We start from the raw sequence: 18,185 nt of genomic DNA on the forward strand, positions 1-18,185 counted from the left end.
ATCTTTGATGCAAAAGTACCAATAGTTAGGATGCGCAGCAAAATATTATAATAATGTGTGTTGCTTGCCGTTATCTTAGTGTTTTATTGTATTGAGCAACCATTCTAGCCCCAACCGTCACATGAGACGTATTTTAACCTCAATTATCCTAACCCTGTTTTTTGGGTCCGTGGCCAAAGCGCAGGAAGGAATTCCCGTGTATTTTGATTACTTGGCGGACAATTATTACTTGGTCTATCCATCCATGGCAGGTATCGCCGAGGGGACCAAGGTTCGCCTTACAGCCAGGAAACAGTGGTTTAATGTGGATGAAGCACCAAGCTTGCAGACACTGAACATAAATTCCAGGGTTGGTGAGCGCAGTGGGGTAGGAGGCATACTGTTTAATGACTCCAATGGGTACCACTCCCAAACGGGCTTCAAAGCGACTTACGCACACCATTTGCAATTGGGCGGCGATTTTAGAACGCTCAACCAGCTTTCTTTAGGTTTGAGTGCAGGCATTATACTCAGTAGTTTGGATGAAACGGAATTTAGGTCCGTGATTCCAGACCCTGTTGTTACCGGGGTAAAGAACACGGCGAGCTATTTTAATGTGGATTTGGGTGTTTCCTACAATTTGTTCGAGTTTTATGCACATGCTGCTATTTTAAATATTTTGGGCAGTGGACGTGACCTATACACGGCAGCTGAATTTGACAACTTGAGACGTTACCTGTTCTCCGTTGGATATGTTTTTGGAAAAAATACACGGATTGAACCATCCATTTTGTTCCAGATGACGGATTTTACCAAAGAGAAAACTGTAGATTTGAATGCTAAAGTGTATCGAGATGTTAGTTTTGGTACAGTATGGGCCGGTTTGTCGTACCGACGTAGTTTTGATGGGGCACAATTTCAATCCAACGGAAATTTCGGGGAACAACGCTTGCAATTGTTTACGCCGATTATCGGGGTTAATGTGAATAGATTCATGTTCTCATACAATTATTCCTACCAATCCGGGGATATCCGTTTTGATAACGGAGGGTTCCACCAAATTACCTTAGGGTACGACTTTGGACAGAGTGATGACGGCAACCGTTACGACTGTTATTGCCCTGCAGCTAATAATTAGTTGTTGAGATAAGGGAATGAATGTCGGTTCGAGCGCAGTCGAGAACTTTTAAAGACATCCCGACTGCGCTCGATGTGACAACGTGCCTTTGATTGGCAATTCTAATTTTTATCCCAAGTATAGTTTTTCTTTGAAGCCTGGGCCTTAATGGCCGAAAGCATGGCATTTTCAAGTTCTCCTGCTTCTTCTTTTTGATGTTCGGCAATAAAGGCCTCACGTTTGGTATTGAGTTCCTGTATCCTCTTTTGAATTTCTTCCCGTTCCGTTTTCTTTTGCTCTATATAAGCCTTGACCTCACTTTCGGTTTTTCCCTGAAGTTCTTTTGGCAAATCTCGGTCTTTCAATTTGGATATGACCGCTTCATCATCCGCTACGGCATCCACCAAGTCCCATTGTGAATTTTTGTACAACCTTGAACTTTTGCTCACGGCACGTTTTACCACTACCACTTCTTCCAAGGCCGCTGCATTGCCATCTTGCCTGGATTGAAGCTCTTTTTTCTGCCTCCCAATGGAACCATAGGAGATGTAAGTGTCGTTCAATTTGGAATTCAGCTGAATGATAATGTCATCGTAAGGCGTATCTATATGGACTACCTGCCTATTGTGGTCGATTGCCATATACTCGCCACCGGTAAGTGTGGCTCCTTTTTTCCACATGATAGCAATGCCTTGGTCGTAGTTGCCGCAAAAAATGGTGTTCACAATAATGTCTTTTTCCTTGGCATTGGCGGCTGCATCCCTATAATCCAACTTCCCTTGCGTAAAAGGTTCGTTGCCCGCAATAAAGATCATTTTAAGGTCATCGGCGTTATTGCCCCAATCCAATTGTTTTAATGAGGTATGGATTACTTGTCCGCAATATTCTTCGCCACCGTTGGTGGTTAAAGAGAACAATTTTTCTGAAATCTCGTCCAGGTCATTGCTAAATCCCAAAACCTGTCTTATGTACCCTTCCCGGGACGAAAGCTTGTCATTCCCATACTCATAAAGCGCAATTTGAAGGGATGGCCGAACACCGGTGCCACATTTGGCATGGGTAAATTCGTTTACAATATCCCATAATTGAGCCTTGGCTTGGTTGATGAGTCCGTCCATACTATTGCTGGTGTCCAATAACAAGGCGATTTTCACATATTGTTCCTTTGGATTTATCTCGGCATATTGGGTGACCAATGTAGTTTTTTCGTTGTTTTGGGCCTTAAGGTTGCAACCGTAGCTTGTACCCGTCATAAATAGCAAAAGTGCCGTGCCCAATAAATGATTTATATGTTTCATGGTGCAATAATTTTTAAAGTTGAGGTAAATGTATTTGCATCTTTCATCAATAAAAATCCAGAATGATTAACACGGCACTTAAAATGAGCGACCGGACCGGATCACTTCGTAACCAAGGATAATTGTGATGCTTTTCAACCTAATCCAGCTAGAACCTATTTTTTAAAATGCTTGGGAAGCAGTATGTTTACCTAAGTTATGATTCGCAAAGCATACATAGTATTATTGGTGTTGATGACTTCCTTGAGCAGTTTGGCGCAAGTTGGAAATGTGCAAGGGCAAATGGAAATCAAAGGTTCCGTAAAGGGCAAGGAGAACTATGTACCCATTTCTGGGGTCCAAGTTTCCACGGATAAGGGGGCTTACACCAGAACCAATGCTTTGGGCGAGTTTGCCATCAAGGCATCCATTGGGGATATGTTGATCATTGAAGGGCCGGAATTGGAAACGGTCCGTTACCGCATTAAATCAAATGAAGACGTGGATGTATTGGTGGAGGGCTATGGCCGTTCAACCTCCTCCCAAACGCAAAAGCGTGAAGTATCCAGTTCAAGAAATGATCTGATGGATCACCAACGCTTTTTGGATTCGGCCAATTTCTACAAGAAAAAGAACCTTGAAAAAAGTATCGATTTTATTGCCCGTTCCATGGAGCCATTGGGGAGCATAGGAAACAAGCGGGAGTTTTCATCATCCCTTCGAACTCTTGGGGAAATTTACATGTATCACAAGCAGTACGATCTGGCCATTACAAATTTTAAGGATGCCTTGACCGCCCTGAAATCCAACAAAACAAAATTACTATTGGGGCAGGCGTATGTGCTGAACGGTGACCACGAAAACGCAATTTCCATTTTGGAACCCTTGGTCGGGGAAAAAAACATGGTGCCCTATCAGCGGGTGGAACTTTTTGAAGCGCTGGGAGATGCCAACATGGAGTTGTCCAACCTTAAAGATGCACAAAACTATTACCGGCAAGGACTTGTCATTGCCGAAAAAAACCAAATCTCTCCGAAGGAAATAGATTTAAGTTCCAAAATTGCCGATGCCTTTGCCAGTGAAAACAGGGTGGTCGAGGCCGAAGGCTATTATCAAAATTCCTTGAACCTATCCAAGCAAGTGGCACCCGAACGGTTGATTCAGGAAAGCGAGAAAGTAGCGGATTTTTACAATCGAAAAAACCGGTATGATGACGAGATCCAGTTGCGCAAAAAAAACCTGGACGAACTGGAACAGTTGCCCCGATCCAATGTTCCTTCAAATGAGGAGGGAGTCTCTGCAGGGGACACCATTACCTCACAGCGCATCAATTATAAAATAGCCAATGCATATATCGCCCAGGATAAATTGGATGAGGCCATACCTTACCTGCAAAAAAGCATTGTTGAGGCCGATAAGGACGATGATTTGATCGTGCAAAAGGACGCTACGCGGAAATTGTCCGAAGTGTATCGCTACAAGGGCAATTATACCAAGGCATTGGAGTCTTACCAAGATTATGTGGCCGTGGTGGACAGTTTGTATGTGCGAAAAGAGCAGGAAATTTCACAGGCCGTCCGCTTTAATCGGGAGATAGCAAACACGCAAAACCGCATTTCCAGTTTGGAACAGGAACGGGAGCTCAGCCAAAGCAAGTACAGTTTGGCCGTTACGGAGCAACAGTTGTACGAAGAGACCAGCAAGCGCCAAAAATGGATCATTTACTCCTTGATATTCGGGATAGCCCTTATGGCGCTCACTGCATTTCTGTATTACCGGAGCAACAAACAGCAAAAATTGGCCAATAACCTTTTGGCGTTGAAATCGCTCCGAACCCAAATGAATCCCCATTTTATCTTCAATGCGCTCAATTCCGTGAACAATTACATTGCTAAGAGCGACGAGCGAAGTGCCAACCGCTTTTTGAGCGAGTTCTCCGTATTGATGCGCAACGTACTCGAAAATTCCGAAGAGGACTTTATTCCGTTGGCCAAAGAATTGGAGTTGCTGAAACTTTATGTAAAACTGGAACATTCGCGATTTTCGGATAAGTTTGATTATGAAATTGAGGTAGACGACAAAATCGACATAGCTGCCTTTCAGATTCCGCCCATGCTGCTTCAACCTTATATTGAAAATGCTATATGGCATGGTTTGCGCTACAAAGAAGAAAAAGGATTCTTAAAAATAAAGGTAAGACAGGTCACCAATGATTTGCTCGAAATCTGTATCGAGGACAACGGTATTGGAAGGAAAAAATCGGCGGCCCTGAAGACCACCAATCAAAAGAAACAGAAATCAAAAGGGATGGGCAATATCCAAAAGCGAATCCAAATTTTGAACGATATGTACAAAAACCGGGTAGATGTATCCATTTCTGATTTAAATAACGACCGAACGGGTACACGGGTATCCTTAAAACTCAAAAAATAGTGATGGAACTTAAAGCGATCCTAGTTGAAGATGAAGCCAATAGCCGCGAAATACTTCGGAACTATTTGACCAAATACTGCAAAAACATTGATTTGATGGGCGAGGGGGCAACCATTGATGAGGGGTTGGCCCAAATCAAAAAGCATAACCCGGATTTGGTATTTTTGGATGTGGAAATGCCTTTTGGCAATGCTTTTGACCTGCTGGACCAAATTCCCGACCGTACATTCGAGACCATTTTTGTTACGGCCTACAATCAATATGCCATGGATGCACTGAACCACCATGCAGCCTATTATTTAATGAAACCCATCAATATTGATGAATTGATAAAGGCAGTGGACTACGTTAGGGCCATCAAGGAGAAAGAAAATGCCTTGGAGGGACAAGTGCTGCAGGCAAGGCCCGTTCGTGCAGAGGGAAAAATAACCCTGCCCCAACTAGACGGCTTTCAAGTGTTGGATGTATCGGATATCTATTTTTGTAAAGCAGATGATAACTACACCGAAATCTATCTGGAAAAGAAAAAAATAGTGGTGAGCAAAACACTAAAATATTTTGAAGAGGCATTGAAATCCTATTCCTTTGCCCGCATCCATAAATCCTATTTGGTAAATGTTGCGGAAGTGGTCAAGTACAAAAAGGGGAAAGGAGGAAGCGTTGTGCTTTCCAATGGCAAGGAACTTTCCGTTTCAGCTTCCAAAAAAGCCGATCTATTGTCGCATTTTCAATAATTTGCATATTGAGCTGTCGAGATGTTTCTACTTCTTAAAATTTAAAAGAATGATACTCAAATCCGTAAGGGGAAAATCCCCAGAAATAGGAAAAGATTGTTTTATAGCTGAAAATGCCACCATTGTTGGTGAGGTATGTATGGGCGACCAGTGCAGCGTTTGGTTCAATGCCGTGATCAGGGGCGATGTCCATTATATAAAAATGGGAAACAAGGTCAATGTGCAGGACGGCGCCGTGATCCATTGTACCTATGAAAAATCCCCGACCACTATCGGAAATAACGTTTCCATTGGACATAATGCCATAGTGCACGGTTGTACCATTAAGGACGATGTGCTAGTGGGTATGGGGAGCATTATTATGGATGATTGCGTGGTGGAAAGCAATTCCATTATTGCTGCAGGAGCAGTGGTTACCAAAGGCACACATGTAGAGGCCGGGAGTATTTATGCGGGTATGCCTGCTAAAAGGATAAAGGACATCAGTCCGGAGCTTTCCAAGGGAGAGATAGATAGGATCGCCAACAACTATGTAAAGTATTCCAGCTGGTTTAAAGAAGGGTAAGCAAACAAATTATCCCTATTTTTGTCCCACTCAAAAATTCGACAACTATGAATGCATATATTTTTCCGGGACAGGGAGCACAATTTGTAGGTATGGGCTTGGACCTCTACGAAAACCATTCCGAAGCACAGGAACTTTTTGAAAAAGCCAACGAAATTCTAGGGTTTTCCATAACCGATATCATGTTCGAGGGCACTGCCGAAGATCTAAAACAGACCAAGGTGACCCAGCCCGCCATCTTTTTGCACTCCGTGATTTTGAGCAAGGTGTTGGGAGATGCTTTTAAACCAGATATGGTGGCCGGGCATTCTTTAGGGGAATTCTCCGCTTTGGTAGCCAATGGAACCTTAAATTTTGAAGATGGCCTAAAATTAGTTTCACAACGTGCCCTTGCCATGCAAAAGGCTTGTGAAGTTCAACCCAGTACCATGGCCGCTGTTTTGGGCTTGGAAGATGAGGTGGTGGAAAAAATCTGTACCGAAGTGGAAGGTATTGTGGTTCCCGCCAACTATAATTGTCCAGGGCAATTGGTGATCTCTGGAGAGGTGGATGCAGTAAACATAGCCTGTGAAAAAATGAAGGAGGCCGGGGCAAGAAGAGCCTTGTTGTTGCCGGTTGGAGGAGCATTTCATTCCCCTTTAATGGAACCGGCTAGGGAAGAATTGGCGGCAGCGATTGAATCTACGGAATTCAAAACACCTACTTGCCCTATTTATCAAAATGTGACGACCACGGCCGTGTCGGATGCTGAGGAAATCAAGAAGAATTTAATACTACAATTAACGGCTCCCGTAAAGTGGACGCAAAGCGTGCAACAAATGGTAAAAGATGGAGCTGCATCCTTTGTGGAAGTAGGGCCTGGCAAGGTGTTGCAAGGCTTGGTTAAAAAAATCCACCGCGAGGCCGAAACCAGTTCGGCGACAGTTTCATAGGCAAGGAAAACACTTTATCCGAATAAATTGAGGTTTAAACTAATTGGCAAGGATATTCCTTGCCTTTTTTTGTAATATTGGTAGCCCCAAATCACCGACCTATATATAGCTTTTGGACAAACTGAAACTGATTGAACTGGTGATGTCAACCTTATATAAAAATGCCCCAAATAAACCCAGGACTGCCATAGTTCGTGGTGGACTATTGTTTGTTCTGTTTTTACTGCTTGGTATTGGTGTGGGGTTTGGGCAGGCTGACCCCGTTGCGACGATAACGGCGACCGACGCCACGGCCGAAGAGGCCGGCACCACGACGGGAGAATATACGGTTAGCCTTGACGTTGCGAACACTACGGGTTCCGCCATAACGGTGAACTATACGGTCGGCGGCACGGCCACTACGGGCGATGACTTTGTTGGCTTGACGGGCAGTGTCGATATCCCGGACACGCAGCAGACGGCGACGATAACGCTGACCCCTGTCGATGATGCAGATATAGAAATTGACGAGACGGTGTTGGTGACCCTTGGTACGGGCGCAGGCTATACCATCGGTACGCCCGACAATGCGACGGTGACGATAGTTAGCGAGGATGTCCCTAGCGTATCAGTAACAGCCTCTGATGACACTGCTAACGAACAAGGCGGGAACAGTGGAACCTTTACGGTAACTCTTGATGGATTAAATAATACAGGTACTGATGTTATTGTGAACTATACAGTAGGAGGAGACGCTACCCCAGATGTGGATTATGATGAACTTTCAGGTTCAGTGGCCATACCAGACGGACAAACCAGTTCAACCATTGTTGTACAACCTATTGATGATAATCTAACTGAACCAACGGAAACTGTGGAGGTTACTCTTGATTCTGGCGCAGGTTACACTTTGGGAACACCAATTACAGCTACGGTAAACTTACTAAGCGAAGACAACGTTGAACCTTCTGGGTATACGGTAACCATTGAAGATGACCCTATCAATTCAGCCAATCAAAATTCTGTAAGTTTCTCTTTTTCTGACGCACCAACATTCCTAACTTCTTATGATTATACCTTCACAAGTGATGGGGATGACAATGTGGCTTCGGTAACAGGGGGAGGTTTGGTTCTTTCTTCAAATCAAACCGTAAATAATATTGACTTAAGTAGTTTGCCTGATGGTCTTGTAACACTTTCTGTAACTGTGAGCAACATTTTAGGGAATGAGGGTCCAGCGATTACCGATACCGCATTAAAACTGACTACCCTACCTTCTGGACACACCGTAAGCTTTGATCAAGACCCAATTGATCAGACTAACGAAAATGCTGTGAGTTTCACCTTTGCAAGTGCAGAAGTGGATGCATCCTACGAATATATTATAAGTAGCAGTGGTGGAGGTACAAATGTGACAGGAACTGGGAACATATCATCGCCAACCCAACAAATATCAGGTATAAATCTTAGCGGTCTTGGTAATGGTACAATCACACTTTCCGTAGTCCTTTCCAATACAAATGGAAATGGAGATGTGGCAGAGGATACCGCGACCAAAGAAACCTGCTACGCAGGAACAGCAGCTCCAATACTTAATGATACTGGTACAGAATTTTGTGTGGAAGAATTAAGTGCTTTTAGCCAAGATTTGAATGACTATGTGGATATCACAGCGCAGCTAGTTTGGAGTACCAATCCGGATCCGAGTCAGATAGGCGATCATTTATCATTTAGTGTGGTAACAGGCACAATGTTTAGCAATGATGATACCTATTATGGATTCTATTACGATGATGTTAACGATTGTGCAAGCCCAACGGTTGAAGTAATTCTATCTGTAAACGAAGAACCTAACCCAGGGACTACAACTGGGGTGTCTCGTTGTTCTAGTTCGGATAATGGTGGAAACACCATTCTCGACTTGGATGATCAACTTTCGGGAGCAGACCCAGGTTCTTGGTCGTTGACTGCGCCACAGTCTGGCTCCACCGTAACAGTTGATGGCAGTAACATAGTCAATTTTGATGGTCAACCTTTGGGCGATTATATTTTTACTTATACGGCAACAGCACAAGGAACTTGTGCAGACCAAACAGTGGAATTGGTGGTTACTGTTGACGATTGTTCCGGCCCTTGCGACGCAGGAGATACGGCCCCAACGTTTAATGGAGATGATACCACCATCGAATTTTGTGATGAAGTAAATACGGATTTGAGCAGTTATGTGTCGAGTACTGCCCCTTCAGGAACCACTCTTATTTGGAGTACGAGTTCGGAACCTTCAGAAACTGGAGCACACCTTAATAGCAGCAATGTAGTTGAACCTGGAACCTATTATGGCTTTTACTACGATGAGGTCAACGAATGTGGTAGCCCTGTTCTGGCCATTACTTTGGTACGTAATTTTACCCCGACAATTGATACGACCAGTGGAGATTCCAGTTGTGATGCCGCTACGTTAATATTAACAGCTAGTGCATCGGTAGCAGATGAGAGTACCATCAGCTATACATGGTACGATGCCCCAACGGGTGGAAGTATTGTTGGTACAAGTGCTACTTACACAACAAATACTTTGACCGAAACAACCTCTTTTTATGTTTCAGCTTCCGCCAATGGATGCGAATCTGATCGCGTGGAGGTGGTGGCTACCATTACCGATACACCAAATGCAGGTACAGCAACAAATACTTCGGCCTGTAATGTAGCAGGAAATGGAGGACCTAATGTGATAGATTTGGATGATACCCTCATCGGGGCAGATCCTGGAACTTGGGCCATCATTACAGACCCATCCAACGGAGATCTTAGCATTGGTTCCGATAATAATATTGATTTCACGGGATTGGCTACGGGCGACTATGTGTTTGAATATACCACTGCCACCGAAGCTCCTTGCCTACCAACATCCGTGCAAGTGACCATATCGGTAAGTGATTGTACCGTAGATACTGACGGTGATGGGCTTACCGATGGGGAAGAAACTAACTTGGGCACCGACCCCAATGATTCCGATACGGATGGCGATGGCCTGACAGATGGCGAAGAAGTATTGGCGGTGGATGATTCAAGCACCGATGCTGTACCTGAAAATGCAACCGATCCTTTGGATGCTTGTGATCCTTTCTTGACGCCAGATTGTAATCCCGAGGATATAGATTTGGCGATAACCAAAGAAGTGAACGAAACGGAAGTGCTGTTGAACTCCAATATCACCTTTACCATTACTGTGGAAAATACCACCATGGATAGGGTATTGGATATTGTGGTGAGCGACCTTTTGGGAAATGGTTTTCAATATCAATCCAGTACTCCTTCCAAAGGAAGTTATGATGAAACCACAGGAGAATGGATCATTGACGAACTTGATGCCGAAGAGCAAGTGACCCTGGAGATTTCGGTAACCGTTACAGAATCTGGAGCCTTGGAAAACACAGCAAATCTTGTGTCTTCATTTCCAAATGATGGTATAGCTGGCAACAATACAGCTACAGTGCAAATTCAGGTAAATCGTAGCGGATGCGAGGACCCGGGAACCATTTGTACCATCTTTTCTCCCAATGGAGACGGACGTAACGATACATTGACCCTTGTGGACCACACAAGCTATCCAAATAATTCATTCGAAGTATTCGACCGCTACGGCAACAGCGTCTTCCAAATGAACGGATACGACAGTTCGTGGGACGGCACGGGCAAAAACGGAGATTTGCCCAAAGGCACCTATTTCTATGTTTTGGACCTGAACGGCGACGGAACGGACGTGGTAAAAGGGTGGATTCAAATTGTAAGGAACAACTAAAATGCCAGATAAAAAAGGTTTTTCAAAATACGGAATGGTTCTAGGGGTGCTTTGTATGGCGTTTGGCTACACACATGCCCAAAAAGAACCACAATATACCCAATACATGTACAACATTGGCAGTTTTAACCCAGCTTATGCGGGAACTGTGGAGAGCCCGGAAATTATTGGATTGTACCGTGCACAATGGGTGGATATCCCGGGGGCGCCTACCACCATTCGCGGGGGTGCCAACATTCCTTTCAACAACGAAAAAATGGGACTGGGCATCAATATTGTGAACGATGTTTTGGGACCATCCACACAAACCTATTTTGATGTGGCCTATTCCTATCAAATTCAATTATCCGAAGACACTAAACTCTCCTTTGGACTTAATGCAGGAGGTTCGTCCTTGAACATTGATTATTCCAAAGGTACTTTTGAAGACCCATCGGATGGCTCCATCTTGGGAGGGAATTATAGCAACTTCTACCCGACCGTGGGTGCAGGACTGTTCATGTACCACAAAGAAGACTGGTATTTGGGACTTTCAATACCCAATTTTTTGACCAATGCCCTATATAATGATGAAGTGGCGACCATTGTAGAAGACAATATGCAGTTCAATGCCATTGGGGGCTATGTGTTCGAGTTGGGAGAACAAACCAAATTTAAACCGGCCTTTTTGGTGAATTACCTTCAGGGTTCCCCGGTAACCGTAAACCTGTCGGCCAATTTTCAATTTATTGATGCATTGACCATTGGAGCTTCATACAGATTTGATAATGCCGTGAGCGGCCTGGCTGGATTCCAAATTTCCAACGGAATGTTCATTGGATACTCTTACGATTATAATACCAATGGTTTGGGCGAGTACAGCGGCGGTTCGCATGAAGCCATTTTAAAATTTTATATAGGTAGAGGCGGTTTTGGTTTTGGAAACAACAATTCAAAGAACAAAAAATCAAAAAATAAAGGTAAGCAGATAGACTCCCCAAGATTTTTCTAACATGAACCATACAAAAAAAATACAGATAACACTTTTGGCATCCCTACTGGGTGTGGTTTTCTGCTTCGCCCAAAAAAAGAAGTCCCAAGGCGATGTTTTCTTTTTTCAATACGAATACCAAAAAGCAGTCAATGCATACGAAGAAGAACTTTCTGAAGGTGTGTTGACCAAGCAGCAGTTCCTGAACCTTGCGGATGCTTATTTTGAAACAAATAATTACGACAAGGCTTCGGAAGCCTACATGAAAATCTATGACCAAGACACTTTGATGGACACGCACCATTACAATAAAATGTTGCAGAGCCTATCCAAAAGTCCGAACGTCGATGGGAAAAGGGATTTTTTGACCAGTATATCATCAAATTTTCCAAAGGAACTGATGGAGAACATGGAATTCAACAATCAGTTGTTGCAAAATGGCGCGGATGGAAATCAGTTGGAGTACGAAATCTTCAATTTGGAGGGCAATAGCCCCCAAACGGATTTTGCCCCTAGCTTTTACAATGATAAGTTATTGTTCTCCAGCGGGCGTCAAGTCAACAAAAAACTACGGTACGAACCAGGTAATGAAGGCTATTTCAATATTTATGAATCCGAGATTCAACCTACTGGGCAAATCACCGCTCTCCAATCTTTCCAAGAACTAAAGGATACCGATTATCATGAAGCGACACCGTTTTTTTCGTCTGGATTGAACAGTGTGTTTTATGTGCTGTCCAATACGCAAGATGGCGAACTGGCCTTTGATGAAAACGGTAAAAACGCCTTGGCCATTGCAAAGCAAAACATTGGAGGTTCCTACCAATTGTTGCTAAAGGATTTGAGCACCTCTTTCTATTACCCTTTTTACGATGATGCCAGCGGAAAACTCTACTTTTCTGCAGATTTTGAAGAGGGCTACGGGGGAACGGACATTTATTTTGTGTACACCAATAATGGACAGGTAATGTCCGCCCCGATCAATTTAGGGCCACGTATCAACTCTTCCGGTAACGAAATCGCACCTTTTATTTTTGAGAACAGTTTTTATTTTGCTTCGGACGTATTCTTCGGACTTGGCGGTATGGACATTTACAAATCCAATATTGAAGACGAAGGTTTCGGAATCCCTATCAATCTGGGAGCACCCATTAATACCGAATTCGATGATTTTGGAATGATTATTAGAAATGATGGCGATGGATTGTTGGGCTATTTTGCATCCAACCGTACAGGCGGAAAAGGTAAAGATGATATTTATGGCTTTAAGGTTGACGAAAAACCCGGGCTCAAGACCATTACCTTTAAAGGTACCGTTGTGAATGCGAGCAGTGCATCCGAAATAGTGCCTAATGCAACAGTGAGTCTTTGGGATATGAACGGGGAAATGTTGGCAGAGACCATCTCGGATGAAGAAGGGCAATACAGACTGGAAATTCCGTATGAGCCCGAGTTGGTGTTGGATGTATCCAAAGAGCGTTATTCAAGATATATCAAAAAGTTTGACCAAGATGGGTTGGATGCCTTGCAAAACAGCATTTTTGATGTACCTGTCGCCTTTTACAATGATCTAGTGGAAGAGCGCGAGGGCCAGAAAGTGGTGAAGATGGACGATTTTTATTTCAACACCAGTTCCACACAACTAACGGATGAAATCAAAAGCGAGCTTGCCAAAGTCATTGATTTTGTTGATGCGTTTCCCCGTGCCCAGCTCAGAATTGAAACGTATACCGATAGCAGGGGAGGGAGCAGTACCAATTTTCGGCTTACCCAAGCCCGCTCCGATGCCATTAAAAAATATTTGGTGGAAAACGGTGTTCCGGCAAGCAATATCTTGTATTCCGTAGGTTATGGAGAGGACAATATCTTGAACAATTGTACCAATGGCGTGTTCTGTTTGGAAACCTTGCACAAAAAAAACCAGCGTTCCTTGGTGGTTGTTCTTAATGACAATGTGCTGTTTGATTAAAGCTAGACCAACAACATCCAACAATAATACAGCGCAAACAGTGAAAGGAAAATCATCCCACAATAGGTAAGCATTTTTAGTCCCATTTTAGGCTGATTTTCCTTTGGAACATCTTTTCCGGTTACCGTTTTTAGGTTCATCCATCCCAAAAGTGGGGCAAAAACAAAGGACACAAACGTAGCCAACCCGACCAGATCTCCCATATTGGCACTAAACAGGCTGATCACTATCCAATTGATCCATGCCATTGCAATGACCATCAAGGCGAAAGCATGTTTTTGGTTGTAGATATTTTTCTTAGGATATAGTTTTTGAAGCACGTCCAAACTCACACGGGAAATAGCGTCATGGGCGGTCATGCAAGTACTGAACATGGTCGCAAAAGCAGCTATGGCAATAAAAAAGTAGGCCCAATTGCCAATATGTGTGGTGAACAGATTGACCAACTGGTCGGCAAAAACCACGGCATTGCCGCTGAGTTCGGTTCCGGTACCATACAGGGTCATCCAACCAATGATCATAAAAAACAGCGCCAAAACAGCCGTTAAGATATAACCTACGTTAAATTCTTGAAGGGCAAGTTTAAGTGTGGGCTTGTTCTTCATGGTCTTTAGGTTTTCCATGCCCCAAAGGCTCACCCAGCCCGATGCTTCTACGGCCGTGGGCATCCACCCCACAAGACCGATTAAAAACAAAATCCCGACCTCATTGAAAATTTCAGGCCGTTGATAGGATACGCTATTGGGTACGGGACCTTTTTGCAACACCATTACGGTTGTGGCCAACAAGGCGATAAAAAGTATGGTAATGACCGCTTTCAAAGAATTTTCAAGAAATCGGTACTTCCCAATAATCAAAATCAAACCGATAAAAACAAACAATCCCAACGACACGATTCCGGCACCAACCGAAGTGATTTCAAAAAGATTGATGAATAAACCTGCCGTTACCACATAAAGGGCCGCTAAAATGGTAAAAGTGGAGATCAGGGTGACAAAGGCATAGATGTACAAATAGTTCTTGCCCAAATTGGTGTATCCCTCGATCAGACTTTTTTCCGTCACAGTGGTGTATCGTACTCCAAATTCAAAAAAAGGATATTTGAGCAGGTTGGCCAGGACAATGGGAATTACCATTATCCATCCATATTGGGCTCCTGCTTTTGTGGAAAGGACCAAATGTGAGGTACCAATGGCCATGCTGGCGAACAATAGGCCTGGGCCGAGTGCTTTTAACAATGCTTTCATGCAGCTTGTTTGTTAATTTTCAGGCAGGAAGATATGTTTTTTTGTTGAAAGTTTTTTGTTCTGGATGTGTTGAGTCACTTCAATTAGCAGCATTGAAATAGAAAGGCCAGTTCGAGTTTTTCCTTTAGGAAAAGCCTGTCCAACTTTTGGGAGGATATCGAGGACAGTTTTCTTTCAAATCAGTCTGTTCTCGATAAAACATTTTATTTATTCTTTCCCTAAAAGTGATTTTTGGAACAGCTTAAAAATACGGGTATACTCGTCCGTCCAACTGCTGGGCTCCACAAAACCATGTCGTTCCACAGGGTAGACCGCCATTTCCCAGTCTTCTTTTCCGAGCTCGATCAAACGTTGGGAAAGTCGGACCATATCCTGAAAATGGACATTATCGTCCACCATGCCGTGCAGAATCAAAAGGTCACCTTGCAAACCATCGGCAAAATAGATGGGCGAACTGCGTTTGTAGGCCAAACTATCCGTTGCCGGGGTGTTCAAGATTCTAGCGGTATAGCCATGGTTGTATGCCGCCCAATCCCCTACGGAACGGATTGCACCACCGGCACTAAAGGTATCTGGTGCGTTGAACATGCCCATTAAGGTGATAAATCCGCCGTAGGACCCCCCGTAAATACCGATTTTATCTGTATCAATACCGTAATCGTCCACCAACATTTTGGCACCATCCACTTGATCGGACAAATCCTTGCCCCCCATGTGTCGGTAAATTCCGGTACGCCAATCTCTGCCATACCCAGCACTTCCCCGGTAATCAATGTCAAGAACGGTGTAGCCGTTGTCCACCAACAGATTGTGGAACATATATTCCCTAAAATAGGAGCTCCACCACTTGTGGGCGTTCTGCAAATACCCTGCGCCGTGCACAAAAATAACGGCGGCCTTGTTTTTCACCGAAGCTTCGGGTTGGTACAATCTTGCGTGAACTTTTGCACCATCCGATGCCTTGAACGTAATGATTTCCGGATCTTTCCAATCATATGCATTAAATGCATCACTATTGGATTTGGTGATTTGCTCTGCTTTGGGATTTCCACCTGTCTCAACAGGATTATCTTTAATGAACAATTCCGTAGGCTTGTTGGAATACGAGTAGAGAATGGCCATTTTTTCCTCGTTGGGTGAAAGCACTATATCGTTTCTGCCGACCATATCGGTCAATTTTTCCCATTTTCCACCTTTGAGTGCCATGGAATAGAATTGACGATCGCCCGGATGGGTCTTGTTGGAAGTAAAATACCATCTGTTTTTATCTTTGGATAGGAAAGCATCATAAATTTCAAACTCCCCAGAAGTCAAGGCCTTGGTTTTCTTGTTGTTGATGTCCATGGTGTACAAATGGGAATACCCTGTTTTTTCGGACATGAACCAAATTTTATTGCCATCGGGCATCCATCCTAAATCGCCTCCTCGATAGCGGCCTATGCCTGGGCCTCCGATCCAAGCTTCATCATGTTGGCGGTCCAATTGTTCCACTTTGCCCGTTTTTGGATCCAGTAAAACAAGCCAACGGTCTTTGTAATCGTTGGCTTGGATGTCCAAAACAGCTTTGCTGCCATCCGTGTTCCAGTTAGGCGCGTTAATATATCCGATACGGTCCTCGTTTTCATACGTTTTGTCCGGATAATCCTTGGTGTACTCCGGAACATAGTCCAAACCCTCCAGATTATCCAAAACCACGGGATAGTTTTTGCGGTTTTCCACATCGTATACAAACATTTCGTACTGTGTGGGTTCGTCACCTACTTTGGAGCGGGTGTTTTGATCTTCGGTATAGCCCGATTCCGTTACAAAATGGGGCACAATGGTTCCTTTGGAATCAGGACGGTCCATCAAAATATAGGTGATGTAGGAACCGGAAGGGTCTATTTGCAGACTGATGACCCTTTTTCCACCTGTTTCGAGTTCCAGTGGTTGTAGAGTTTCCAGTTTTTTGCTGATTTGTTCCCCGGCATCTCTTTTTGCTTTCCGCTCCTGCAGCACATCAAAAATCTCCAATTGGTCTTGGTACAGCCATTCATCCTTGGAGTCGCGCTGCGGCTCATCGTTTTTGGATTTTACAAAATGTGTCTTTTGCGCTATCAGTCCCGAAGCCACGTTCCAAGTATAAAGCTCCCCGTCCTTCACAAAAGCTATGCTTTTTCCATCATCGGTAAAATGTGGGTTACTTTCCCGTTCTTGGGTTTTGGTAATGGGCCTGGATTGATGGGTGTCAAGATCCAACAAAAAAACATCCCCGTTTTTGGCATAAACCGCCTTTGTTTTGCTTTGGTTGTATGTTAATCTAGATGAGGGAAGAGCATTGGCTTGCAAAAAACCAACTTTTTTAATGTTTTTGCTATTGACGGAGTACGCATAAAGAGAATCGCTCATGGCACTTTCAGGATTCCAGTCAAAGTACAAGGTTTTTCCATCGGTGGACCAAAAGGGGCTAGACGGCCTATGTCCGACAAAGTCATCCCCTTGCATAATATCCTTTATTTTTAAGGCGGAGATATTCCCTTTTTGAGCCAACAAAGTGTTCAAAGTGATAAGAAAAAGTACGAATGGCGTAAAAAATCTTCCCATAATTATCCCGAGGTTTAGGGGGTTCGTTCTTCAAATATCGGGTATTTTGATGAGTTTATTCTATCAACTATTAAAATGAAAATTTGATAAAACTTCCTGTTTTTATTCATGGAAAAAGTATCTTTAAAACGCACTAGTTGCACAAAACATCAATTTACCCCTTTTCGATTATAGGGTAATGAGTTGATTTAAAGCAAAATAAAACTAAACCAAACATATATCCATGCAGATTATAGAGAACAGCACTGTTTACGATGCTATCATAGTAGGCTCGGGAGCAGGAGGCGGTATGTCGGCCAAAGTTTTGTCGGAGGCCGGCCTGAAGGTCGCTGTGGTCGAGGCGGGGCCGTTTTTCGACCCGGCCATGCCGGAGCACCAAACCCAGTTGAAATGGCCCTACCAGAGCCCCAGGCGCGGCAAGAGCACGCGATTCCGTCCCTTCGGGGATTTTGATGCGGCCTACGGCGGCTGGGACATCGAGGGGGAGCCCTACACCCAAGGGGAGGACACCCGATTCGATTGGTTCCGCTCGCGGATGCTGGGGGGGAGGACCAACCACTGGGGAAGGATCTCCCTGCGTTTCGGCCCGAAGGACTTC

12 protein-coding genes are annotated in these 18,185 nt (G+C 44.0%); 9 read left to right on the forward strand and 3 right to left on the reverse strand.

Going from position 1 to position 18,185, the window contains the following annotated elements; genetic code table 11:
- Positions 1–121 precede the first annotated feature (121 nt).
- A complete protein-coding gene (locus AC13CC_RS14480; RefSeq protein ID WP_326277100.1) occupies positions 122–1,117 on the forward strand; it encodes a PorP/SprF family type IX secretion system membrane protein in 996 nt (331 codons plus the stop codon).
- A gap of 101 nt (positions 1,118–1,218) precedes the next feature.
- Here the strand turns inward: AC13CC_RS14480 and AC13CC_RS14485 are convergent, their stop codons facing one another.
- Complete coding sequence (locus tag AC13CC_RS14485; RefSeq protein WP_482877722.1) at positions 1,219–2,394, reverse strand: VWA domain-containing protein; 1,176 nt, start codon at positions 2,392–2,394, stop codon at positions 1,219–1,221.
- Positions 2,395–2,592: 198 nt separating this feature from the next.
- Here AC13CC_RS14485 and AC13CC_RS14490 point away from each other — a divergent pair, with 198 nt between their 5' ends.
- The 7 genes from AC13CC_RS14490 (at position 2,593) to AC13CC_RS14520 (ending at position 13,757) form a co-directional block, all read left to right on the forward strand.
- Positions 2,593–4,806, forward strand: a complete 2,214-nt coding sequence (locus tag AC13CC_RS14490; RefSeq protein WP_482877723.1) for a tetratricopeptide repeat-containing sensor histidine kinase — start codon at positions 2,593–2,595, stop codon at positions 4,804–4,806.
- A 2-nt stretch (positions 4,807–4,808) separates the two neighbouring features.
- On the forward strand, positions 4,809–5,540 hold the full coding sequence (locus tag AC13CC_RS14495; RefSeq protein WP_482877724.1) for a LytR/AlgR family response regulator transcription factor: 732 nt from the start codon (positions 4,809–4,811) through the stop codon (positions 5,538–5,540).
- A 49-nt stretch (positions 5,541–5,589) separates the two neighbouring features.
- Positions 5,590–6,105: a gamma carbonic anhydrase family protein gene (locus tag AC13CC_RS14500; protein ID WP_482877726.1), complete on the forward strand. Its 516-nt coding sequence runs from the start codon at positions 5,590–5,592 to the stop codon at positions 6,103–6,105.
- A 47-nt stretch (positions 6,106–6,152) separates the two neighbouring features.
- Positions 6,153–7,037, forward strand: a complete 885-nt coding sequence (gene fabD, locus AC13CC_RS14505; protein WP_326277105.1) for an ACP S-malonyltransferase — start codon at positions 6,153–6,155, stop codon at positions 7,035–7,037.
- A gap of 112 nt (positions 7,038–7,149) precedes the next feature.
- Complete coding sequence (locus tag AC13CC_RS14510) at positions 7,150–10,818, forward strand: T9SS type B sorting domain-containing protein (protein ID WP_482877728.1); 3,669 nt, start codon at positions 7,150–7,152, stop codon at positions 10,816–10,818.
- A 1-nt stretch (position 10,819) separates the two neighbouring features.
- Positions 10,820–11,809, forward strand: a complete 990-nt coding sequence (locus tag AC13CC_RS14515) for a PorP/SprF family type IX secretion system membrane protein (RefSeq protein WP_482877730.1) — start codon at positions 10,820–10,822, stop codon at positions 11,807–11,809.
- Position 11,810: 1 nt separating this feature from the next.
- Positions 11,811–13,757: an OmpA family protein gene (locus tag AC13CC_RS14520; protein ID WP_482877732.1), complete on the forward strand. Its 1,947-nt coding sequence runs from the start codon at positions 11,811–11,813 to the stop codon at positions 13,755–13,757.
- 2 nt (positions 13,758–13,759) lie between these two features.
- On the opposite strand, the gene AC13CC_RS14525 is transcribed toward AC13CC_RS14520, so the two are convergent.
- Positions 13,760–15,004 carry an NRAMP family divalent metal transporter gene (locus AC13CC_RS14525; RefSeq protein ID WP_482877734.1) on the reverse strand — a complete coding sequence of 415 codons (1,245 nt, stop codon included), beginning with the start codon at positions 15,002–15,004 and terminating at the stop codon, positions 13,760–13,762.
- Between the two features lie 207 nt (positions 15,005–15,211).
- Complete coding sequence (locus AC13CC_RS14530) at positions 15,212–17,587, reverse strand: prolyl oligopeptidase family serine peptidase (RefSeq protein ID WP_482877736.1); 2,376 nt, start codon at positions 17,585–17,587, stop codon at positions 15,212–15,214.
- A 223-nt stretch (positions 17,588–17,810) separates the two neighbouring features.
- On the opposite strand from AC13CC_RS14530, the gene AC13CC_RS14535 reads away from it, so the two are divergent.
- A partial coding sequence (locus AC13CC_RS14535) for an FAD-binding protein (RefSeq protein ID WP_482875589.1) occupies positions 17,811–18,185 on the forward strand: 375 nt, incomplete at its 3' end.

The organism is Flagellimonas sp. L-11 (assembly GCF_056857735.1).